20 protein-coding genes and 1 pseudogene are annotated in these 22,514 nt (G+C 63.8%); 10 read left to right on the top strand and 11 right to left on the bottom strand.

Translation table 11 applies throughout. The features are described from left to right. From VF769_RS04340 to lspA, 4 genes and pseudogenes are all read right to left on the bottom strand, one after another. A pseudogene (locus VF769_RS04340) lies at window positions 1-330 on the bottom strand (hypothetical protein); the annotation flags it as partial. Continuing rightward, a complete protein-coding gene (locus tag VF769_RS04335) occupies window positions 327-1,682 on the bottom strand; it encodes a pitrilysin family protein (RefSeq protein ID WP_331007143.1) in 1,356 nt (451 codons plus the stop codon). The gene VF769_RS04335 and the pseudogene VF769_RS04340, both read right to left, overlap by 4 nt. A gap of 8 nt (window positions 1,683-1,690) precedes the next feature. After that, entirely contained in the window at window positions 1,691-2,230 is a 540-nt protein-coding gene (locus VF769_RS04330; RefSeq protein WP_331007142.1) for a DUF3035 domain-containing protein, read from the bottom strand. A gap of 129 nt (window positions 2,231-2,359) precedes the next feature. Then, complete coding sequence (lspA, locus tag VF769_RS04325) at window positions 2,360-2,914, bottom strand: signal peptidase II (protein WP_331007141.1); 555 nt, start codon at window positions 2,912-2,914, stop codon at window positions 2,360-2,362. A 99-nt stretch (window positions 2,915-3,013) separates the two neighbouring features. Between lspA and VF769_RS04320 the strand changes: the two genes are divergently transcribed. Continuing rightward, window positions 3,014-3,928, top strand: a complete 915-nt coding sequence (locus VF769_RS04320; protein ID WP_331007140.1) for a hypothetical protein — start codon at window positions 3,014-3,016, stop codon at window positions 3,926-3,928. 3 nt (window positions 3,929-3,931) lie between these two features. On the opposite strand, the gene ileS is transcribed toward VF769_RS04320, so the two are convergent. Beyond that, window positions 3,932-6,979 carry an isoleucine--tRNA ligase gene (ileS, locus tag VF769_RS04315; protein WP_331007139.1) on the bottom strand — a complete coding sequence of 1,016 codons (3,048 nt, stop codon included), beginning with the start codon at window positions 6,977-6,979 and terminating at the stop codon, window positions 3,932-3,934. 226 nt (window positions 6,980-7,205) lie between these two features. Here ileS and VF769_RS04310 point away from each other — a divergent pair, with 226 nt between their 5' ends. Further along, window positions 7,206-7,724: a glutathione peroxidase gene (locus tag VF769_RS04310; RefSeq protein ID WP_331007138.1), complete on the top strand. Its 519-nt coding sequence runs from the start codon at window positions 7,206-7,208 to the stop codon at window positions 7,722-7,724. Window positions 7,725-7,735: 11 nt separating this feature from the next. On the opposite strand, the gene VF769_RS04305 is transcribed toward VF769_RS04310, so the two are convergent. Together VF769_RS04305 and VF769_RS04300 are read right to left on the bottom strand one after the other, a co-directional pair. Beyond that, window positions 7,736-9,337, bottom strand: a complete 1,602-nt coding sequence (locus tag VF769_RS04305; protein WP_331007137.1) for a DHA2 family efflux MFS transporter permease subunit — start codon at window positions 9,335-9,337, stop codon at window positions 7,736-7,738. Then, entirely contained in the window at window positions 9,334-10,305 is a 972-nt protein-coding gene (locus VF769_RS04300; protein WP_331007136.1) for an HlyD family secretion protein, read from the bottom strand. The genes VF769_RS04305 and VF769_RS04300 overlap by 4 nt, the downstream gene beginning before the upstream one ends. A gap of 119 nt (window positions 10,306-10,424) precedes the next feature. On the opposite strand from VF769_RS04300, the gene VF769_RS04295 reads away from it, so the two are divergent. Together VF769_RS04295 and VF769_RS04290 are read left to right on the top strand one after the other, a co-directional pair. Then, on the top strand, window positions 10,425-11,063 hold the full coding sequence (locus VF769_RS04295) for a TetR/AcrR family transcriptional regulator (protein ID WP_331007135.1): 639 nt from the start codon (window positions 10,425-10,427) through the stop codon (window positions 11,061-11,063). Between the two features lie 119 nt (window positions 11,064-11,182). Further along, window positions 11,183-12,337, top strand: a complete 1,155-nt coding sequence (locus VF769_RS04290; protein ID WP_331007134.1) for a hypothetical protein — start codon at window positions 11,183-11,185, stop codon at window positions 12,335-12,337. A 60-nt stretch (window positions 12,338-12,397) separates the two neighbouring features. Here VF769_RS04290 and VF769_RS04285 read toward each other — a convergent pair whose 3' ends face one another. Continuing rightward, on the bottom strand, window positions 12,398-12,565 hold the full coding sequence (locus tag VF769_RS04285) for a hypothetical protein (RefSeq protein WP_331007133.1): 168 nt from the start codon (window positions 12,563-12,565) through the stop codon (window positions 12,398-12,400). A gap of 157 nt (window positions 12,566-12,722) precedes the next feature. On the opposite strand from VF769_RS04285, the gene groES reads away from it, so the two are divergent. The 4 genes from groES (at window position 12,723) to VF769_RS04265 (ending at window position 16,123) form a co-directional block, all read left to right on the top strand. Beyond that, a complete protein-coding gene (gene groES, locus VF769_RS04280; protein ID WP_349258094.1) occupies window positions 12,723-13,064 on the top strand; it encodes a co-chaperone GroES in 342 nt (113 codons plus the stop codon). Between the two features lie 121 nt (window positions 13,065-13,185). After that, complete coding sequence (gene groL / locus VF769_RS04275; protein ID WP_331007132.1) at window positions 13,186-14,829, top strand: chaperonin GroEL; 1,644 nt, start codon at window positions 13,186-13,188, stop codon at window positions 14,827-14,829. Between the two features lie 280 nt (window positions 14,830-15,109). Beyond that, complete coding sequence (locus VF769_RS04270; RefSeq protein WP_135212467.1) at window positions 15,110-15,358, top strand: hypothetical protein; 249 nt, start codon at window positions 15,110-15,112, stop codon at window positions 15,356-15,358. Between the two features lie 108 nt (window positions 15,359-15,466). Beyond that, window positions 15,467-16,123 carry a hypothetical protein gene (locus tag VF769_RS04265; RefSeq protein WP_349258095.1) on the top strand — a complete coding sequence of 219 codons (657 nt, stop codon included), beginning with the start codon at window positions 15,467-15,469 and terminating at the stop codon, window positions 16,121-16,123. A 54-nt stretch (window positions 16,124-16,177) separates the two neighbouring features. On the opposite strand, the gene VF769_RS04260 is transcribed toward VF769_RS04265, so the two are convergent. Further along, a complete protein-coding gene (locus tag VF769_RS04260; protein WP_331007130.1) occupies window positions 16,178-17,002 on the bottom strand; it encodes a class I SAM-dependent methyltransferase in 825 nt (274 codons plus the stop codon). 146 nt (window positions 17,003-17,148) lie between these two features. On the opposite strand from VF769_RS04260, the gene VF769_RS04255 reads away from it, so the two are divergent. Beyond that, window positions 17,149-17,841: a helix-turn-helix domain-containing protein gene (locus VF769_RS04255; RefSeq protein ID WP_331007129.1), complete on the top strand. Its 693-nt coding sequence runs from the start codon at window positions 17,149-17,151 to the stop codon at window positions 17,839-17,841. A gap of 71 nt (window positions 17,842-17,912) precedes the next feature. Here the strand turns inward: VF769_RS04255 and VF769_RS04250 are convergent, their stop codons facing one another. Continuing rightward, window positions 17,913-20,318: a TonB-dependent receptor gene (locus VF769_RS04250; protein ID WP_331007128.1), complete on the bottom strand. Its 2,406-nt coding sequence runs from the start codon at window positions 20,316-20,318 to the stop codon at window positions 17,913-17,915. A 283-nt stretch (window positions 20,319-20,601) separates the two neighbouring features. Between VF769_RS04250 and nhaA the strand changes: the two genes are divergently transcribed. Next, window positions 20,602-21,861 carry a Na+/H+ antiporter NhaA gene (nhaA, locus tag VF769_RS04245; RefSeq protein WP_331007127.1) on the top strand — a complete coding sequence of 420 codons (1,260 nt, stop codon included), beginning with the start codon at window positions 20,602-20,604 and terminating at the stop codon, window positions 21,859-21,861. A 233-nt stretch (window positions 21,862-22,094) separates the two neighbouring features. Here nhaA and VF769_RS04240 read toward each other — a convergent pair. Next, window positions 22,095-22,514: His/Gly/Thr/Pro-type tRNA ligase C-terminal domain-containing protein (locus tag VF769_RS04240; RefSeq protein WP_331007126.1), on the bottom strand; the 420-nt coding region annotated here is incomplete at its 5' end.

Raw genomic sequence — 22,514 nt, 5'->3', positions numbered from 1 at the left:
CAAATCTTCCAGACGCTCCTTGTAGGCGTTGGCGTCGAGCGCGCCCGCGCCTTCGGTGAGCATGTCCGTCATCACGCCGGTGACGCCTGTCAGCGCGTCGGGCTCAATCGCCGATCCGCCGCGCCAATAGGCGCGCAGCACGATCATCGGTACGGTTGAATCCGAGACGATCCACGCATGGATGCCGCCGGGCGACGTGATTTGGCGCACCGGCACGCCGTGGCGTGCGGCGGCGCTCTCCGTACGCGTTTGCGCATACGCGGGTTCGACATGCGCCACCGGCAGCGGCGCGAGCGCGGCCAACGCGATAGCAAACAAAAGCCGCTTCATTGCCCCGCCTCCGGCGGCAGCAACCAGCCCGTGACGGACGCATCCAACACCAAAGTCTGGCGCGCCATCGTCAACGCTTCGTCGCGCGTTACCGCCTCAATGTCGCGCGGCCAATTCACAACGTCGTCGATGGATTCGCCCTGCGCCAGCGACGAGCCGTAAATGTTGGCCAAGCTCTCTTGGCTGTCGCGGGAATAGATTGCGGCGGCGGCGAGCGAGGATTTGGCGCGCGCGAGTTCGGCCTCCGTCGGGCCGTCACGCAGATAAGCCGCGATCACCTCGTCCACGGCCGCCTCAAGCTGCTCCAAGCTCACGCCTTCCACGGGCGTCGCCGAAACAGAGACCGAACCGCCGCCAAGGCCGGAGGTGCTCGCTCCAGCGCCGGCGCTGACGGCGATGCGCTGTTCCTCGACGAGCGCGCGATACAAGCGGCTGGTTTCAGAGCCGCCAAGGATTTCGATCGCGACATCGAGCGCGTGCGCTTGGCGACCCTCGTCGGTCGCATACGAAATGGCGCGATAAACCCGCGACATCGAAGGCTGACGCACTTTCTCATCGCGATGCGTGATGCGCATGGGGCCAACGCTCGGCGGGTCCTGCACCCAGGTGCGGGCGGGCAGATCACGCGTGGGCCGCAAGCGGCCGTAATAACGCTGCGCGAGTGGGCGCAATTCCGCCGCGTCGATGTCGCCGGCGACCACCAGGATCGCGTTGTTGGGCGCGTACCAAGTCCGGTAAAACGCGAGCGCGCTTTCGCGATCAAGCGCTTCGATCTCGTGCGCCCAGCCGATGATCGGCGTGCCGTAGGGATGGTGCGGATAGAGCATGGCGCGCATGCGTTCGCCCATCACCGCGCCCGGATTGTTGTCGATACGCTGGCGCCGCTCTTCGCCGATGACATCGCGCTCGGAGGTGAAGGTCTCATCCGAGAAGCGCAGATTGCGCATCCGATCGGCTTCCATGCCCATGACCAGCTCAAGCCGGTCGCGGGCAATGCGCTCGTAATAGGCCGTATAATCCCACGAGGTGAACGCGTTCAGTTGACCACCGTTACGCGCCACTTCGCGTGAGAATTCGCCGGGCCCGATGTCGCGCGTTCCCTTGAACATCAGATGCTCGAAGAAGTGCGCAATGCCCGAGCGGCCGCGATCTTCATCGGCGGCGCCCACGCGATACCAAACCATATGCGTCACCACCGGCGCGCGCCGATCGGTGATCACCACGACTTGGAGTCCGTTATTGAGCGTGAATGTCTCGGGCCGCGGCAGGTCTCGCGCGGACGCTGGCGCAACAAGCGCCAAGCAGACCAACACAAGTGCGAAAATGCGCGTTGCGCTCCGCCCCAAGCTCACGCCTCGGCTCAGGTGCCAGGCAGTTTGAAGCCGCCGCGATCGCGTTCGATCACGACCTGGCCGCCGCCGGTGGCGCGACGGATGGATTCTTCATCTTCAAGACGACGCGCCTCTTCTTCCGGATTGAGCGGCGCACTGGCGCTCTCGGACGAGCCGCGGAACGCGATGAGACGATCCACAAAGCCTTGGTTGCGGCGTACGATGCCTTGGCTTTCGAAATCGATCGTGTCGCGAATATTGGCGTCGGCGGCCGTCGCACCGGCGCCCGCCACCAATTGGCGCTCGCCCTGGCTGGCGCCTGCGCCGACCGTCTCGCCAAACAGCGCCGCGCGCGCTTCGTCGGTCGGCTGCAATTCTTGCGGACGCGGCTCACCCGGACGCGGCGGACGCAGATTGTAGTCCGGCGGCAGCGTCAGCGGCGCTTGCGTCACGACGCGGAATTCGTCCGGCGCGCTGCGCGTGGCGCCGACTGCGCGTGACAGGCTCGCGCACCCGCTCGCCGTCGCCGCCGCGACCATCAAAGCAACCACTGCGATCGGTTTCGTCATCGGACGCCCGCCTCCCTCAAATCATTCGCCGCCGGTTCTAGCCCGGCCCTGCCCGGCAAGCCAAGCCGGACAGCAGTGAAGAGGGATCGCCCCCGATTAAGACGGTTATGGGGCGAATTCCCTCGGAAATCAGCTGCCTGAGCCGCCCTTGCCGAACCGGGCCTTGAGCTGGTCCCACGTCGTGCCCTTGCCCGGCTCACTCTCGGACAGGAAAATCATGTCGATGGCCAGCAGGATAGCGCCCACGGTGATCGCGGCGTCGGCGACGTTGAACACCCAGGGGAACCAAAGCCCATTAAAATCAAGGAAGTCCGCCACGGCGCCGAAGCGGATGCGGTCGATGACGTTGCCCAGCGCGCCGCCAATGACGAGCCCCAAGGCCGTCGCCGTCAATTTGCGTTCGGCTGTGCGCAGCCACCACAAGAACACACCCGAAATGACGAAGGACATCGCCACCAGGCCCCAGCGCGCCAGATCCTGATCGGCGCGCAATAGGCCGAAGCTCACGCCCCGGTTCCAGACCATTTGCAGGTCGAAGAACGGGGTGAGCTCGATGAAGCGGCAGCCATAGCCGGCCTCCAGGCAGCCCGGCGGGCTGAACCGCCCCGGCCCAAGGACGAGCCATTTGCTGATCTGGTCCGCGACGAAAACGATCGCTGAAAGAGTTAGCCCGTAACGCAACATGGTCCGGCTTATGGCCGGGGCGTGGGCTGGCGGCAAGGCGGCTGCATTAACCGGGCTCGTGGGGCTGGCTGTTAACGCGACTCGGCGACCCTCCCGCCTATGCGCACCTTGTTTGCCGCCCTGGCCTCCCTCGCGCTGCTGCATGCGGCGCCCGCCCACGCCGACAGCGTCCACGACGCGCTCGACGCCTACGCCCTCTATCAGAACGACGTCAGCGTGCTGCTCGATCTCGAGGTCGACAGCGCCGAGGCCATTAATGGCGCGGTCGCGCGCGTGTCGCGGCACAATCCTTCGCGCGTCAGCCGCGGCTGGATCGCGTATGGGGCGCTCGTCGCCGCACAATCACCGGCGTTCGCAAGCGGCGTCGAGCAGCGCATCGAAGCGTCCAGTCGTGCGCAGGTGCTGCGCGACATGCGCGCCGACGTCACCTACGCGCGCCGCCACGCTGGCGGCGCCCCCAGCGCCATTCGCTTGATCCTAAGCGCCGCACGGGCGGACGGCGCCCGCGCCGCCTACGCCGGCGGCCGCTATGACACCATCGCACGTGGCGAGACGGCGCGCTGGATCAATTCATCCGAGCGGCGCGGCGCACTGCCACGCGCAAGCGCCAATCTCACACCCGCGATGCGCGCGCGTCTGCACATCAATGCGCTCGCCGGGAATCCGGCCCGCGACGCCGACGCCTTCGGCGGTCGCCGCTTCTGGGATTCTCTCGCCAATCGCGAGGGGCCGCCGCCACGCGGGCGCGGCGGGCGCGAGCATCGCAGCTATATCGACGTCACCGATCGCATGCTGACGCTGGGCGCGCTTGTCGTCATGGACGCAACGGGCAGCGAACGGAGCCACGTTTCGACGCTGCTGAACGAACCGCTGACGCAGCAATGCCTTTCGATGCAGCAGCTGCAATTGCGGCAATGTATGTCCGTGTCCGTCAACGCCAACGAGCGCACCTATTGCCTCGCCCACCACGGCCTCACCGGCCCCGGCGGCTGCTTCTCCGCCATGGCGCGCTGACGCCTAAGCGTGCGCCGCATCCCAGGCCGCGACAGCTTCGGCGTCGCGCGGCGTGATGTCGGGGTAGCGCGGATCGGCCGTCGCCGGATCGAAATATTTCCACGAGCGCGCGCATTTCACGCCGCTCGCCTTCTCTACCACGACCGCGACGCCAGCAACTTCCGGCAACCGGAACGCGTCCGCCGGGCCTTCGCCCGCTTCGATCGCGATGCCGCTGGTGATGCAGAGTTCAGCGAAATCCACCGCCTGCAACGACGCGCGCAATTCATCGTCCACGACGAACACACGCGGCGCTGCTTCCAGCGCGGCCCCGATTGTCTTCTCTCGCCGTGCCACTTCCAGCGCGCCGGTGACGACCGCGCGCGCTTCGCGCAGGCGCGCGACCTCTTCGCCCGCGAAATCGTCTTCCCAAGACTCCGGCGTCTCCGGGAACGTGCGCAGGTGCACGGACACGGAGTCAGGGAAGCGCGTCAGCCACGCCTCTTCCGCCGTGAACGGCAGGATCGGCGCAAGCCACGCGGTCAGCCGGGAGAATGTCTCGTCCAGCGCCGTGCGGCAGGCGCGGCGGCGCAGGCTGGTCGGCGCGTCGCAATAGAGCGTGTCCTTGCGCACATCGACGTAGAAAGCCGAGAGATCGACGTTGCAGAATTCCACGATCGCCGAGAGCGCGACGCGGAATTGATACGTGTCGTAGGCCTGGCGCACCACGCGATCCAATTGCCACAGCCGATGCAATAGCCAACGTTCCAACAGCGGCAAAGTCTCCGGGTCGTCGCTGTGCGCCCGGCCCGGCGTGATCGGCGGGCGCTCGGCGTCGGTGAAGTCCTTCAGCGCACCCAAGCAATAGCGCAACGTGTTGCGCAGCTTGCGATACATCTCGCCCGATTGATCGATCATGATCTTGCCGAGGCGCAGATCGTCGCCGTACTCCGCTGACGCGATCAGCAGACGCAGGATTTCGATGCCGTTCTGCGCGGCGATGGTTTGCGGTTCGATCGTGTTGCCGATGGATTTGGACATCTTCATGCCCTTCTCGTCCATCGTGAAGCCGTGCGTGATGACTTCGTCGTATGGCGCACGCCCGCGCGTGGCGCAGCTTTCCAGCAACGACGAATGAAACCAGCCGCGATGCTGGTCCGAGCCTTCAAGATAGATCGTCGAAACAGGGTTCACGAATGACGGCCGCGTCGGCGCATCGGGATTGCCGACCACGAACGCGTGCGTCGAGCCGGAATCGAACCAGACGTCGAGGATGTCCTCGACCTTCTCGAAATCCTCCGCCTTGTATTTCGACCCCAGGAAATCCTGCGCAGGCGTGGCCCACCACACATCGGCGCCGCCCTCTTTCATGGCGGCGATGATGCGCGCGTCGACCTCATCATCCTGCAGGATCGAGCTATCGCTCTTCTTCACGAAAATCGGCAACGGCACGCCCCAGGCGCGTTGGCGCGAGATCAGCCAATCGGGGCGATCCTGGATCATACCCTTGATACGGTTCTGATCCTTGGTTTCGCCGGTGCGCTTCTGGCCCCAATCGACGCGTTCGATTTCATCGAGCGCGATCTGGCGCAGCGTCTTGCCATCGCGAAACGGCTTGTCGAGCGCGATGAACCATTGCGGCGTGTTGCGGAAGATCAGCGGCGCCTTCGAGCGCCACGAGTGCGGATAGGAATGCTTCAACTGCCCGCGCGCCAGCAAAGCCCCGGCCGCGATCAGCGCATCCATCACCGCCTTGTTCGCCGGCCCGTCCTTGCCGAGATTCTTGCCCTCAAGCTGAATGATCTCCAGCCCTTCAAAGCCCGGCGCTTCCTTCGTGAGCTTGCCGTCCTCGTCCACCGTGAACGGGATGCCTTCCTGGCCGAAGTGCTTCGTCCAGATCACAAAGTCGTCCGCACCATGACTCGGCGCCGTGTGGACGAAGCCCGTACCCGCGTCGTCCGTGACGTGGTCGCCGTCGAGCAACGGGACGTCGAAGTCGTAGCCCTGGCCGCGCAAAGGATGCGCTAGAACAAGACCGCTCGGATCGACGCTAACGATGCGCTTTGCATCCATAATTTTTGCGGCACGGAAAACATCTCCGGCCAGCTTGTCGGCGATGATCAGCTTGTCGCCAGGCTTTGACCACGGCTCAAACTGGAGATCTCGCTCAAGAGACTCAACTTCATAGAGGCCGTACTCAATCTTTTCGCTGAACGAGACCGCGCGATTTCCCGGAATCGTCCAAGGCGTCGTGGTCCAGATGACGATCGAAGCCTCTAGTAGCTGCTGATAAAATTCTCGAGACCCAGCCTCATCGAAGGGCAAACCCTCTACCTTCGCCGCGGCTTTTCGCGCGGCCAAACGCGATGACAGCCCTTCATCACGAAGCACCTGAAACTTCACCCAGATCATCGGGCTCGTCTTTTCCTGATACTCCACTTCCGCTTCCGCGAGGCTCGTCCGCTCCACCGGGCTCCACATCACAGGCTTTGAGCCGCGATACACCAGCCCCGTCCGCACCACGCGCAGAAACTCCGCCGCGATTGCAGCTTCCGCCGGGAAGCTCATCGTCGTGTAATAGCGATCCCAATCCGCCTCGATGCCGAGCCGGCGAAACTCGTCGCGCTGCAACGGAATCCATTTGTCGGCGTAGTCGCGGCACGCCTTGCGGAATTCAACTGCCGGCACTTCCGACTTCTTGCGCCCCGCCTTGCGGAAGTCCTCTTCGACCTTCCATTCGATCGGCAGACCGTGGCAATCCCAGCCCGGCACGTAATCGCTGTCGAAGCCGCTCATCTGGCGCGAGCGCACGACGAGGTCTTTTAGGATCTTGTTTTCCGCGTGCCCGATATGGATGGCGCCGTTCGCGTAGGGCGGGCCGTCGTGCAGAATGTATTTCGGCCGCCCCGCCGCTTCCTTGCGCAGCAGATGATAGAGCCCGATCTCGGCCCAATGCTTGACGCGCTCCGGCTCCTTCTTGGGCAGACCCGCGCGCAGCGGAAAGGGATCGCCCGGCAGGTCGGGCAGAAAAACGGTTTCGCGGTAATCGCGACCAGCAGGCGCATCGGCCATTGGTCATATCTCCAGCTAAGCGAATGGGGTGTAGCGATCCCGGTCCCGCGGAGCGAGTGCTCAAAACGCGGGCCGGGCCTCAAATTCGAGGCGCGTTAATCAGGGAACGCAAGGTAACAGTCACGTGTTGGCTGTAGCATCCCTGAAACTGGCGCGCCACATGCATTGCTACTGGTCGCCATCAGGTCTAAACCGCCCGCCTTTCCGGCCAGAACGCCCTAAGCCCATGACCACCGCCCACGACATCTCCTTCGCGAAGCTCGGCGAGCCCGGCGAGATCAAGCTCAGCGATTACGCCGGCAAGGCGGTGCTGATTGTTAACGTGGCGAGCGCGTGCGGCTTCACCTCGCAATACCGCGACTTAGAGGCGCTCTATGAGGCCAAGGTCGGCAAGGGTCTCGTGATCATCGGCGTGCCCTGCAACGATTTCGGCGGTCAGGAGCCGGGTCCGGAGAAAGACATCCGCGAATTCTGCGACAGCACCTATCACGTCACCTTCCCGATGACGGCGAAGGTCGACATCAATTCCGCCGCCAAGCGCCACCCCTTCTACAAATGGGTCGCTGAAGAGCTGGGCGAGAGCGCGCTGCCGCGCTGGAACTTCCATAAATATCTGATCGACAGGAATGGCGAGCTTGTCGGCGCTTTCCCGTCCAAGGCCGCGCCGCTCGGCCCGGACATGTTGGACGCGATCAAGGGCGCGCTCTGCGCCGCCCCGCCGCAAGCGCAGCAGCAAGCCTCCTGAACGCGCGCCGCCTAGTGCGCCATCTCCATTTCGGCCTTGCGATCGGCCATCATCTGCACGCGTGCGGGGCTCGGCTTCATCAGCAGCATCGCGAAGGCTGAGACGCCAATGACGATGCCCAACGCCAGGAATTGGTCGTTGAACGTCATCACCAACGCCTCACGGTCGAGAATCTGCGCGTAATACATCAAGGCTTGCCGCTCGGGGTCCGAGGCGCCGGTTTGCGCCAGATGCGCCTGCATGCCTTGCAGCAAACTCTGCACATGCGGGTTGGTCGGATCGACGGCGCTGTACAATTCCTGCCGATGCAGCGCGTAAGCATGCGCCTGGATCGTCGCCAAACCCGCAATGCCGAAGGCGCCGCCCAGGTTGCGCATCGTGTTGAACAGGCCGGCGCCCGAATGGATGAGATGCGGCGGCAGCGATTGCAGCGCCGGCTGCATCACCGAGGTGAACGTGATGATGAGGCCGACGCCGCGCAACGCCTGCGGCCACACCAATTCCCAAAAGCCGGCGTCATGGGTCAGGCCGGCCTGCAGGAAGCAGGACGCCGCCACCAACAAGAAGCCCAGCATGCCAAAATAGCGCGGGTCCTGAAGCGTACGCCCGAAACGGCCGACGATCGGCCCGGCCATGAACATCACCACGCCCTGCACGAACATGGTGTGCCCGATCTGAAGCGCATTATAGCCCCGCACCGCCCCCAGAAACAGCGGCGTCAAGAACACCGAACTGAACAGGCCGACGCCGAGAATGAAGCCAAGCCCCGCGCCGATCGCAAACGTCGGCGTGCCGAACGGTTTGAGATCGACGATCGGCGTCTCGACACTAAACGCCCGCCAAAAGAACAGCGCCGCACCCGCCAAAGAGGCCAACGCCCACATCGTCACTTCGGCCGAGGCAAACCATTCGTTCGCCGGGCCTTCCTCTAGCGTGTACTCCGCCGCGCCCAAAAACAGCGCGAGGCCGATCAGGCCGATGACATCAATGCGCTTCAGGAGATTGAATTGCGGCTTGTCCAGCGATTGCATCGTGTTCCAGATGATCACCGTGATCAGTAGGCCGGGCACGAGGTTCACCCAGAACAGCGCGCGCCAGCCCAGCGTTTCGGCCACGTACCCGCCGATGGTCGGCCCCAGCGACGGCGCCAGCGTAATCACCATGCCCATCATCGCCCCCGTCATCGCCTGCAGGCGTTGCGGAAACGCGAGGTAGAGCGTGGCCATCACGGTTGGGATCATGGCCGCGCCCGAGAAGCCCTGCAGCGCGCGGAAGACGATCAGAGACGTGATGTCCCAGGAGAATGCGCAAAGCAGGCTCGCGATCGAAAAACTCAGCGACGAAATGCAGAACAACAAACGCGTGCCAAGCGCGCGACCCAAAAAGCCCGAGAGCGGAATGCCGATCACTTCCGCGATCAGGTACGCTGTTTGCACCCAGGAGATTTCGTCGCGACTCGCGCTGACGCCCGCCTGGATGGAGCCAATCGCGCTCGCGACAATCTGAATGTCGAGAATGGCCATGAACTGGCCGACGACCATCGCAATAAAGCCGATCCAGATATGGACCGGCGGCGAGTCATCGGGCCGCGCCGCTTGGGCGGCGTCGCTCATTCGCGTGTGTCCACCGTGACGCTGGCGGAGAGGCCCGGGCGGAGCAACTCAAGCCCCTCCTGCCCCGGCTCCAAATGAATGCGCACCGGCACGCGCTGCACGATCTTGGTGAAATTGCCCGTCGCCGTGTCGGTCGGGATCACGGAGAATTCCGTGCCGGACGCCGGCGCCAAAGATTCCAACGTCCCATAGAGGCGCAGATCATGCTCGACATCGGGGCGAATGAGGACGGGCTGACCAGGCCGGAAATTGGCGATCTGCGTTTCCTTGAAATTCGCAACCACGTACACGGCCTGCAGCGGCACCACCGACATCAGCGGCGATCCCGGCCGCACCAATTGGCCCACTTGCACTTGGCGATCGCCGACCACGCCATCGATCGGCGCGCGCACGATCGTGCGCTCGAGATCAAGTTCGGCGGAGCGCAAATCCGCGCGCGCCGCCTCCACCGCCGCGTTGGCCGCTTCCACCCCAGCGCCCGCTTGACGTGATTGAATTTCCAATTGCTGCATACGCGCCGGCGACAGCAGGCCGCGTTCGGCGAGCGGGCGATAGCGCGCCACGTCGGCCGCCGCCAGCGCACGCGCCGCTTGTTCGGACGAGCGCGCGCCCTCCGCTTGCGCCAGCGCCGCGCGCGCAGCCGCCACACGCGCTTGGTAATCGGTCGGATCGATTTCCACGAGCACGTCGCCGGCGCGCACGCTGCTGTTTTCGATCGCCGGCACGGCGCGAACGTAGCCCTCGACCTTGGCCGACATCAGTGAGATATCGGCGCGCACATAAGCGTTGTCGGTCGACACGAGATGGCGTCCGACCAACGCCCAGTGCCCAGCCCAATAGGCCAGAAGCAAAAGCACGAGGGTCGCACCCGCAATCGCGATTTCGCGAGGACCAAATTTGCGCGTCATGGCGCGCACTTTGACGCCAGCGCCTTCGGCGTCCAGCGTGGCCCCTACGTCATCCGCCATCTTGCGCGTGTCCCTGCGAATTGCTCGCAAATCCAACCATGTAACCAATACTACTAAAGCAACTCGGTGGGCTTGCACACTAGTCCGAGCGTTCTATCGTCGCCGCGGGAGGAACGAACGTGGTCGGGCTGCCGCCAGAGAACCTCAAAACGGCTTCACACCGTCCCGTGGATCGCGGCGTCGCGCGCAAACACGCCTTCCTCGACGCCGCGCGGGACGTTTTTCTCACCCAAGGCTACGAAGCCGCCAGCGTTAATGATGTTGTACGTATCGCCGGCGGCTCATTGGCGACGCTATACGCCCAGTTCGGCAACAAGGAGGGCCTCTTCCTCGCCGTCGCGCAGGATCAGCACGAACGCTTCGTGCGCGCGATTACGCCTGAATGCGTGGACAATCTGCCGCTTGAGCAAGGCCTGCAGGTGATCGGCGAGCAATTCCTCAAGACCATCCTCGAAAAGGACCATCTCGCCTTCTACCGCATCACCGTGGGCGAAGCGCGCAAATTCCCGCAACTCATGCAGCGCAACGTCTCCGCCAACGCCGATAAGGTGCGCGACGTCGTCGCCAACCACATCCGCGCCAAGGCGCCGGAGTGCGAGGACGCCAACACGTACGCCTCCTACTTCCTGTCGCTGCTGCTGAGCCGGCACCATTATCGTGCGCTCGCCGACAGCACCTATGTCGTATCCGACGAAGAGCGCCGCGAGCATGTCGCCTCGGCGGTGCGTTTCTTGGTGCGCGCGATCCACGGCTATTAAGGTCGCCTGAACCCGCCCTCATCCGCGGCCTCAGTTTCGATTCAGGTTGGGTTCAGACGCGCAAGCGCAGGTTCGTCCTTGCGAGGGTGTGCCGGAGACGGCGCACATGGGAGCCTCAAATGAAAAAAGCCCTCATCGCGGCCGTCGCCGCCTTGAGCGCGACAGCCTGGGCGGCCGCACCCGCCTACGCACAGCGCAACGACGATCGCGGTCGTCACGAACGAAATAACGACAATGGCGGCCGCGACCAGGGCGGCCGCGGCCAACGTGATCAGCACCGCAGCGATGACGGCGATCGCGGCCGCCGCGATTGGCGCGGCAATAGCGACGGCGTCCAAAACCAAGCGCCTCCGCAATCGGCCCCGCGGCAACGCGCACCCGACAATCCAGCGCTACTGGGCGGCAATGAGCGCGGCGGCGACCGTCGCGGTCACTGGCAGGGCGATCGCGGTCAACGCGGTGACAGCGCACGCCCCACGCAGCCAAGCGTCAATGAATGGGCCAATCGCCAGCGCGATGGTCAGCAGCGCGACGCGCAACGCGACGGCCGGCGCGGCGAATGGAATGGCGGCGATCGCGGCGGACGCAACCCGCCGCCCGTAGTCGCGGACAACCGCCAACGCGACGCGCGCGCCGACGGGCGCGGCCAATGGAATGGCGATGGTCGGCGCGATGGCGATCGCGGCGATTGGAATGGCCGGCGCGATGGACGAGGCGACGGCAATCGTGGCGATGGCCGGGACTGGAATCGTGACGGCCGCGATCGTGACGGCCGTGGCGATCGCGACTGGAACAATAACGACCGTAATCGCGACTGGGGTCGCGAGGATCGCGGTCGCGACCGCGACAACACGCGCGAGCATCAACGTCGCCGCGACTTCGCTTACAATGATTGGGGCCGCGACGGGCGTCGCGACGACAATCGCTACCGCCCCTATCGCCACACGCACCGCGACTTCGACCGTCCGCGCTACAGCGACTGGCGCCATGTGCGGCACGGCCATTATTTCGACCGCGGCTACACCATCATCGTCCACAATTATTTCGGCTGGAATTATGGCTGGTGGGGCTATGACGGCTGGCGGCGCCCCTATCGGCCTTGGCGCGTGGGCTCATACTTGCCGGACTACATCTGGTGGGAGCCGGTGCCCTACGACCTCTATTATCGCCTGCCGCCAGCGCCCTATGGCTGCCGTTACGTGATGGTCGATCGCGACATCCTGCTGGTCGCGGTCGCGACGGGCATCATTCTCGACGCGCTGATGTATTACTGACGCGCGACAGAGGGACGGACGACGGAGAGCCGCTTCGCCCAGGCGAGGCGGCTCTTTCTTTCACGGGCGCCAAGCTTCACCCCAGAGCAGCGATACCGCCGTGACGGGAGGCGGCGTACTTGGGGCGGGCGGCGGGTCGGCGACCGGCGGCTCGGGGCGCTCGACCGGCGGGCGAGCCGGCGGTTCGGGCTGATCGGGCTCAGGATCGTGGGTCGGCGGGCGGCTCATGGGGGGCCAACGCCCAATCCCGGGCTTGGGCGCCAAAAATCGTGCTGAACGGGCCCGGTAGGGTGTTGACCCACCCGCTTGGCCCTCCTACCTAGCCGCCGTTAGCAACCGACGGCGGCGAGTGCTAACGCGACGCCGTCGGGCTCAAACAGGCTCTATGCAACTTAAGGGAGTACAGGACGTGGCCAGCTTTCGTCCCCTGCACGATCGCGTGCTCGTGAAGCGCGTGAAAGAAGAAGAGAAGACCCGCGGCGGGATCATCATCCCCGAAACGGCTCAAGAGAAGCCGCAAGAAGGCGAAGTCGTCGCTGTCGGCCCCGGCACGCGCGATGAAGACGGCGAGTACATCAAGCTCGACGTGAAAGTCGGCGACCGCATCCTGTTCGGCAAGTGGTCGGGCACGGAAGTGAAGGTGGACGGCGAAGAACTCCTCATCATGAAGGAGTCCGACATCCTCGGCGTCATCGAAACGAAGAAGGCGAAGAAGGAAGCCGCCTAAGCGCGCTTCGCGGTGAATAGCGAATAGTGAGGAGCGAATAGCGCGCCCCGCGCTCGATCGCCCTCTATTCGCTACTCGCCATTCGCTATTCGTTTTTCAACATTCAAAGGAAGCAATTCAAATGGCTGCTAAGATCGTCAATTTCGGCGCCGATGCGCGTGAGCGCATGCTCCAAGGCGTCGACATTCTCGCCAACGCGGTGAAAGTCACGCTCGGCCCGAAGGGCCGCAACGTCGTGATCGAAAAGTCCTTCGGCGCCCCGCGCACCACCAAGGACGGCGTCTCGGTCGCGAAGGAAATCGAACTCGAAGACAAGTTCATGAACATGGGCGCGCAGCTCATTCGTGAAGTTGCCTCGAAGACCAACGACGAAGCCGGCGACGGCACCACGACCGCTACGGTTCTCGCCCAAGCCATCGTGCGCGAAGGCATGAAGGCCGTCGCCTCCGGCCGTAACCCGATGGACCTGCGCCGCGGCATCGACAAGGCCGTCACCGCCATCGTCGAAGACCTGAAGAAGCGCGCCAAGAAGGTCGGCGGTTCGGAAGAGATCGCCCAAGTCGGCACCATCTCGGCCAACGGCGACACCGACATCGGCAAGTTCCTGGCCGACGCGATGGCCAAGGTCGGCAACGAAGGCGTGATCACGGTTGAAGAAGCCAAGTCGCTCGAGACCGAACTCGAAGTCGTCGAAGGCATGCAGTTCGATCGCGGCTATCTCTCGCCGTACTTCATCACCAACGCCGACAAGATGGAAGCGACGCTGGAAGATCCGCTGATCCTCCTGTTCGAGAAGAAGCTGTCGTCGCTGCAGCCGATGCTGCCGATCCTGGAAGCCGTGGTGCAAAGCCAGCGTCCGCTGCTCATCATCGCGGAAGACGTCGAAGGCGAAGCCCTGGCCACGCTCGTGGTCAACAAGCTGCGCGGCGGCCTGAAGGTTGCCGCCGTAAAAGCCCCGGGCTTCGGCGATCGCCGCAAGGCCATGCTGGAAGACATCGCCATCCTCACGGGCGGCCAAGTCATCAGCGAAGACCTCGGCATCAAGCTGGAAAATGTCACGCTCGACATGCTCGGCAAGGCCAAGAAGGTCGTGGTGAAGAAGGACGACACCACGGTTGTCGACGGCGCCGGCGCGAAGGCCGACATCGAAGCCCGCGTCAACCAAATCCGCAAGCAGATCGACGACACCACGTCGGACTACGACCGTGAGAAGCTGCAAGAGCGCCTGGCGAAGCTCGCCGGCGGTGTTGCGGTGATCAAGGTCGGCGGCGCCACGGAAGTCGAAGTGAAGGAACGCAAGGACCGCGTTGATGACGCGCTCAATGCGACCCGCGCTGCGGTTGAAGAAGGCATCGTCCCGGGCGGCGGCACGGCTCTGCTGCGCGCGGCGTTCAAACTCAACATCAAGGGCGACAACGAAGACCAAAACGTCGGCATCGCCATCATCAAGAAGGCGCTGGAAGCCCCGATCCGTCAGATCGTGGAAAACGCCGGCGTCGAAGGCTCGATCGTGGTCGGCAAGCTGCGTGAATCGAAGGACGACAATTTCGGCTTCAACGCGCAAACCGAAGAATACGTCGACATGGTGAAGTCCGGCATCATCGATCCGGTGAAGGTCGTGCGCACGGCGCTGCAAGACGCAGCCTCGGTCGCGGGTCTGATCATCACGACGGAAGCCTCGATCGCCGAAGCCCCGAAGAAGGAATCCGCCGGCGGCGGCATGCCTGGCGGCGGCATGGGCGGCATGGGCGGCATGGATTTCTAATCCAGCTGCCAGGCACGAAAACGGAAACGGCGGAGCGCAAGCTCCGCCGTTTTTGTTTGTTGGATCACCGTGCATTCTCGCTGCGCTCGCGCGAGAGGCGAAACTTCAGCAAAACCAAGCACCCAAGCATCAAGCGCGAGCGGAAAGCTCCGCGCTTCTTTCTTTGCCTCAGAAAAAACGCGGTCAACGCCGAGTAGCTCGCGGAACCAATGGCGGTTAAGATTGTTACCGCCGTTGGGGTGGGCGCAGAACTGCGTTCCGCAGAATGAGGGATATTAGAATGCGTATTACAAAGTACCTTACCGGCGCGGCAATGGTTGCGGCCTTAAGCCTCGGCGCTTGCGCGACGCGTGACGATATCGCCCAAATCAATACGCGCCTCGATTCCATCGACGCGCAGGTGCAGAGCGCAGCGCAGAACGCTCAAGCCGCGAACCAAAACTCGCAGCGCGCCAACCAGCGCCTCGATGCGATCGAAGGCCGTGTCACGGCGCTCGAAACGCAACCGGCCCGTCGGCCGCGCGGCTAATTTCGCGCACATTTCATGACGACGGTTCGGACAAGGACTTCTTCTATCGTTCTAAGGAACCGCCGCATGAACATGTGGGTGCAAACAACCAGAGCCGTACTCGGCTCGCTGGCGCTGGCATTCGCGACCTTGGGCGTCGCCCAGGCCGAGGATGTCGGCGCGCAGCCCCTTTCCGCGGCAGATCAGTTGCCGCCTGATCAAGAAGTCTCCGCAACAGCGATCGAACTTGCGGGCTGGGTTCTCGCCTCGCGCGACGCCCATGGGTATCCGTTCGCGATTATCGACAAAGCGCGCGCGCAGATTTTGGTCTTCGGCGCCAATGGCCGCCTGCGCGGCGCAGCGCCCGGCCTGTTTGGTTCGGCGCGTGGAGATCACATCGCGCCGGGCGTCGCCGGCTTGGCGCTCAGCGAAATTCCGGGCCGCGACCGCACAACGCCCGCTGGCCGCTTTGTCGGCGGCTATGGCCCCTCGATCGACGCCGGGCGTGTGCTCTGGGTCGATTACGACTCCGCCGTGTCGATCCATCCGATCGCGATGGTGCCCCGCGAGCGCCGCGCCGAACGCCTTGCCTCGCCGACGCCCGAGGACAACCGTATCACCCACGGCTGTATCAACGTCTCGCCCGAATTCTACGAGCGCATCATCCAGCCCACCTTCGCGCGCGGCGGCGTGTTCTACATCCTGCCCGATCGCGACACGCTCGAAGAAACCTTCCCCGATTTCGCCCAAAGCCGCGCCGCCAGCGCACAACGCGCGTCACGCTGAGCGACATAAGGGCGGAGCCCACGCCCCGCCCTTTGCCATTCCTTGCTCAAGCGATCAAACGCCAACCGTCACCCGCATAAACGTCGCCGGAATATACGTGCGCAAGGGGTCGCCGCTGGCGTTCTGTGCGTTGAACAGCGCCTCCAATTCGCGCCGCAGCTCCGCCGCGCGTCCGTTCTTCTGCGCCGCCTCGAACGCGTTCATCGTCGGGCCGTAGTAATTCTGAAACGTATCCAGCAGGCCCGATGGCGGACCATCGCACGCAAACACATACGTATCGCGCGCGCAGGCGATGTTCTCGCGCTTCACGCCGGCGGCCTCGAAGCGTTCGAAAATGTCAGCCTCCACGCCCCACTTCATCGGGCTGACGAAGCCTTCGGGCGGCGGCGGCGCATAGGCCGCGCTGATCTTCAGGATTTGCGCCACGAGCGTCGGATCATTGGGAATCCAATTGCCCATGACGATACGCCCGCCTGGCTTGGTCACGCGCACCATTTCCTTGGCCACATCGCCCGGCCGCGGCGCAAACATCGCGCCGAAAATGCTGACGACCAGATCGAAGCTGTCCGCCTCCAATTCGCGCAACGCCGACGCGTCGCCTTCCTGAAAACGGAGATTGCTCAAACCCGCCTCGCGCGCGCGGCGATTGCCGGCCGCCACGAGGTTCGCCGCGATATCGACGCCGAGCACATCCGCGCCACGCCGCGCCGCCGGCAGCGCCGTGGTGCCATCGCCGCAGCCCAGATCGAGCACGCGCTGGCCCGGCCTGATCTGCAGACGCTCCACCAGCGCATCGCCGCTTTGGCGCATGGTCGCCGCGATCTTGGTGAAATCTCCTTTTTCCCACAGGGCTTTGTTGGGGTTCGTCGTCGTGTTCATGGGGGCTTCTCCGTGTTGCTGACGCGCTCCTAGGCCGCGTCAGCGCCCCCGCTCCAGTTCAGCAAATGAATCCGCCCCGGTACTAAAACTGAACTGGAAGCGCAGGCGCGCGCGGGTCTAGGCTCCACAACCCAGGGAGGCCGGCCATGACCCAAGGCAGCTACAAACAATTCTGTCCAATCGCGATGGCGTCGGAAATTCTCTGCACGCGCTGGACCCTCATCCTACTGCGCGAGCTTGTTACTGGCGTGACGCGCTTCAACGATCTGCGCCGCGGCGTGCCGCGCATGTCGCCCGCCTTGCTCTCGCAGCGGCTCAAGGACTTGGAAGAAGCCGGAATCGTCACGCGCAAGCGCGGCCGCGGCGGGGTGCAGGAATATCACCTAACCGAGTCCGGGCGCGAACTCGAACCCATCATCATGTCCGTCGGCGCCTGGGGCCAACGCTGGATCGAGAAAGACCTCTCGCTGCAGCATCTCGATGCGCAGCTCTTGATGTGGGACATGCGTCGCAACCTCGACACTGACCCATTGCCCGCGCGCCGCAGCGTGATCCATTTCCACTATGCCGACGCCCCGGCCGCGCAACGCAAATGGTGGCTCGTGGTCGAGCCCAACGGTGAAGTCGATCTCTGCTCGGTCGACCCGGGCTTCGACGTCGATCTCTACGTCGCCTGCGACCTGCGCACGATGACCGCGATTTGGATGGGCTACGAGACTGTGAAACGTTCGCTCGCGAACGGCGCGCTGCTCCTCACCGGCGACAAGAAGATCGCTGCGAACATGCAAACCTGGCTGGGCTTGAGCCCGCTGGCCAAGGTCGAGCGCATGGCGAGCTGACGCCCAAAACAAAAGGAGCGGTCCTGGGGGACCGCTCCTGGAAGTGCATAAGGAGGTTCAGTGCGCCGCGCTTAGAATTCGGTGCGCAGCGTGAGCATCCAAGTTTGTGGCGCGCCAAGGTTATACAAACCAGCCGACGTCCCCGTTCCCGAAGACAGCTGACCAAAGTATTCCTCGTCGAACAGATTGATCACGTTGAGCTGGAGCGAGGTCTCGTCACTGCCAAGCAACTCGCCGAGGCTGAAACGCGCATCGAGATCAACCACGGTGTACGCGTCCGCCACTTCCGTGTTGGCGTCGTTCGCCCAGCGATCGCCAACGTAGCGCGCCTGAGCGCCTATCGTGAATTGACCGATCTCGTACTCGCCACGTGCTGTCAGCGTATAGTCCGGCGTATCAACCACCGATGCCCCAGTGTTCTGCACCTCGCTGTCGGTCCAGGCCGCAGCGGCGTAGAGGAACAGGTCGCTCGTGGCTTGCCAGCCGGCGGCGGCTTCGAAACCCCACAGATCGACGTCACCGACGTTCCGGCGAATGCTGGTGCCAGGATCGTCCGGGTCAACCGAGCTTTCGATGCGGTTCTCGAACTGGTTGAACCAGGCCGTCGCCGACACGATCCAGTCATTCCCCTGGAAGCGATAGCCGAGGTCAAATGCCTTCGTGCCTTCAGGCTGAGGAATGTCGAGCTGCGAAACCAGGATGCCGCCGTAGAGATCGTCGGTTTGCGGCGCTGAGAGACCTTCCGCGTAGCTGAAAAACACTTGGTGTCCCTCTGCCGGGCGATAGGTGATGCCGAGGTTCGGCAACAACTCGTCATACTCAACCGTCGCTTCGAACGGCGGCGCGTAGATTTCGTTGTTCTCCTCAAGGGTGTCGCCATCGTTGTCGAACCAGGTGAAGCCCGGCGCGATCGTGCTCGCGACCGGCGTCTGCGACGTGCAATATTGCGTCGACGACGTCGAACCGCGACGCGCGTAGCAATTCTGATCGAGCTCACGCTCGAAGAACGGCGCGCGCATGCCGAACACAACGCTCAGCGCATCATCCATGAAGTCGCCGCGATACTCGGCGCTGAACTGGTTGAGGCTTGCGACCGAGGAACGATCACGCTTCTGGAAGACGCCGCCTTCCCCGGTGATCACCGGACGACCAAAACCGTCACGTCCGCCAAACACGTTCTCAACATCGCCGTTGGCGCGCAGATAGCCGTATTCGCCGGTCTGGCGGTGGCGTGCTGAGTCAACCGTGTAACCGAAACGCAGACGATGATTGTCGTTGATATCCCAGATCAGCGAGCTGGTCAGACCATAACGCTTCGTATTCGTGTTGCTCGGCGAGTAGAGGCGCACGCTGTCCAGGAAGTCGCCATCGCCGTTGAGATCGATCCCGGGAACCGGCGTGTTCTCGATCAGCTGGCGCGCCGTTTCGGAAACAACCTGGGTGCCGCCGCCGTTCGCGCGCACATACTGGAACGACGGGTCAACCGTAAGCGTAAGCGAGTCGGTCAGCGTGAAGCGGCCTTGGCCGCGGATGTTTCCCGTGTTCGACGGGTTAATCGAGTGGTTGTAATAGGACCGGAAATTGGAGCCTGTGCAACCGTCATTGTTGCTGTTGTCGGCGACGCCGTTAATGCCCGGCAGCGGTGTGCAACTGTCGAGGTTTTCGCGGAATCCAGCCTCGTATTGCGCACGGCTGAACCGGTAGAAGAAGTTGTTGCGGTTCTCGTTGTAATGGACCGATACGCGGAAGAAGTCGCCATTGTCTCCGAGCGGCTGATAGAAACCACCATTGAACTGGGTTTTCTGCAAGCTGCCGGGTCCGATGAATTGATCATATTCCGTGAACGACGCCGTTGCGAAAAGGCGCGTGCCCCACGGTCCGACCGCGCCGCTCTCGATCATGCCGAAGCTACGGCGGAAATTCTCCGCGCCGCCCGAGACGATGAGTGAAATGCCCGGGTCCGTATCGGGGACGCGCGTGATGTAGTTCACTGTACCGCCGACGGCCGACGCCGTCGGGCTATCGACTTCGGTCGTGCCAAGATTGACGTTGGCGCGCTGGATCAGTTCAGGATCGAGCTGTTGATTGGAATAGATCGCGTAATTGCCGGAATCGTTGAGCGGCACGCCGTCGAAAGTCAGCGAGATACGCGCGCCGTCGAAGCCGCGAATGTTGAGCGACCCGCCCGAGGAACCGTACGCGTCCGTGTTGGTAAAGTTGACGCCCGGTATCAGCTTGATTGTTTCCAGCACCGTCTGGCCGCTGGCTTGGCTCTCAATGTAGTCAGCCGTAATCGACGCGCGCGCGCGCGGTGCGGTTTCGTTTAGGATTTCACCTTCCTGACGCGCGCCAGTGACGACGATGATTTCGTCGTCCGTGATCTGCGACGCGGTCGATTGCGCATGCGCCACACCTGTGGTCGCCGCCATGGACAACGCCGTCAACGCGACGCCGGACAAAAACTTCTTGGAGAACATGAAACACCCCCGGGCAATTCCGGGACGCTGAGCCGCCCCGTTTGCGTGCGGGGAGCTAAAGAGGGTTTTCGACAAATCGGCTACGGGTTGGTGAAACTTTTGTTGCGATGCAGCGTGTTCGCCACACTTTTGACCATTCCCTGCTGCAGCGCGCGCCGCGACCGCTGTGGGTAAGCTGTGGATAGCGCGCGCGCCGGCATGGGCGCCTCTTGGTCGCACCTATTTTTATTGCCTCGCGAGATCAGCCGCTTAGGTTCGCGCAAAGGAAACATGGAGCGAGCGAATGGCGGCCGCGCAAGGTCAGACAACGTCCTGGTGGGATAAAGACACCACACCTGGCTATATTCTGATCGCCGCCACCGTCTTGTCGTTCATTCTGCTGAATGGGCCGACCGGCGAAGCGTTTCACCATCTGCTGGAGGACCAGATCGCTGGTCTCTCCGTGGGATTCGGGGCTGCCGCGCACGCCGTGAACCTGCATCTCATCATCAACGACGCGCTGATGGTGATCTTCTTTCTCTATGTCGGCCTCGAGCTGAAGCGCGAGACCGTCGAGGGCCCGTTCAAGAATCCGCGCGAGGCAGCGCTGCCGATGGCCGGCGCGATCGGCGGCATGGCCGTCCCCGCGCTCATCTACGTCGCCATCAATCTCTCGCATCCTGAATATCTGCGCGGCTGGGCCATCCCCGCCGCGACCGACATCGCCTTCGCCCTGGGCGTCATGTCCCTGCTCGGGCCCCGCGTGCCCGGGGGTCTGCGCCTCTTCCTGCTCGCACTCGCCATCATCGACGACCTGGGCGCCATCGTCGTCATTGCGCTCTTCTATTCCACGTACCTCACCGGCTGGGCGCTGGGCGGGGCAGCCGCGACCTTCGTGATCATGCTGCTGATGAACCGCGGCGGCGTCACCAACCTGCTCCTCTATTGGGCCATGGGCCTCGTGCTCTGGGGCTTCATGCTGGTGTCGGGCGTGCACGCCACCATCGCCGGCGTGTTGACCGCGCTCGCCGTGCCCATGCGCGACAAAGCCGGCGGCTCGCCGCTAATCACCGCCGAGCACGCGCTGAAGCGCTGGGTACAGTTTGCGATCATGCCGATTTTCGCGTTGGCCAATGCGGGCGTCGTACTGCACGGCGCCGGCGTCGACGCGCTGCTTCACCCGATCGCGCTCGGCATTTCCGCCGGCCTCGTTTTGGGCAAACCGATCGGCATTACGCTCGCCGCGCTCGTCGCCTCCGCCGCATTCCGCCAGCCCCTGCCGGGCACGTTGATGCAAGTGATCGCGACCGCAATGCTGGCCGGCATCGGTTTCACCATGAGCCTCTTCATTGGCAATCTCGCCTTCGGCGCCGGCGATCTCGCCACGCCGGTCCGCTTCGGCGTGTTGGGTGGATCGCTGATCTCCGCACTCGTGGGGCTCGCGGTGTTGTGGTGGTGCTGCCGTAAGCTTGCGCCGCGCGCGCACGCGACGCTCGGTCCGGAAGAAGATGTCGCCGAAGCGCGTGGCGTGATCGAAAACATCGACGCCTCACCGCGCCGCTGACGCGAAAGCTTCAAACAAAGCCGCTAAAACGACTACGGCCCGCGCTTTGAAGGCGCGGGCCGCGAGCGTCGCTTATAAGAGGGCGTCTCCTCCCCGAAACGCGACCGCCAGACGACGCTTTGCGGCGATCGAGTGGCAGACTGACGATATACCCTTCGTCGGTCAAGGCAGTTTGTCGCACTTTTGCGCTTAACCAACCTGGGATTGCCGCACTTTTCGTCACGCGCACGAAATCAGCCGAGCATAGCCTTAACGGCCTCGACAAGCTGCGCGCGGGGCGCTTCTTGCTGCACCTTCTCGCGTGCCCTTGCGTAAGCTTCGCGATCATCGCCCAGTTCGGAGGCGATCTTCGCGCCAAGCTTCAGATCCTTGAGCGTAACCACCCCTTTGGCGAGTTCGTCGCCGCCTTGGATCACCGCCACAGGCGCCGCGCGCTTGTCGGCGTATTTGAGCTGCGCCTTCATGCCGGCCCCGCCGAGATAGGCCTCCGCGCGCACGCCTGCGGCGCGCAATTCGGCGGCCATGCCCAGCGCATCGGCGACACGCGCTTGGTCCATCACCAGCACCACGACCGGGCCATCAGCCTCGGCGGCCTGTTGCGCCTGCAACGCCGCCGCCAAACGCGACACGCCGATGGAGAAGCCGGTCGCCGG

This window comes from Vitreimonas sp. (assembly GCF_036392335.1).
Taxonomy (GTDB): domain Bacteria; phylum Pseudomonadota; class Alphaproteobacteria; order Caulobacterales; family Aquidulcibacteraceae; genus Vitreimonas.
The sequence above is the reverse complement of the archived record's forward strand: the minus strand, read 5'-3'. Positions and strand labels throughout refer to the sequence as shown.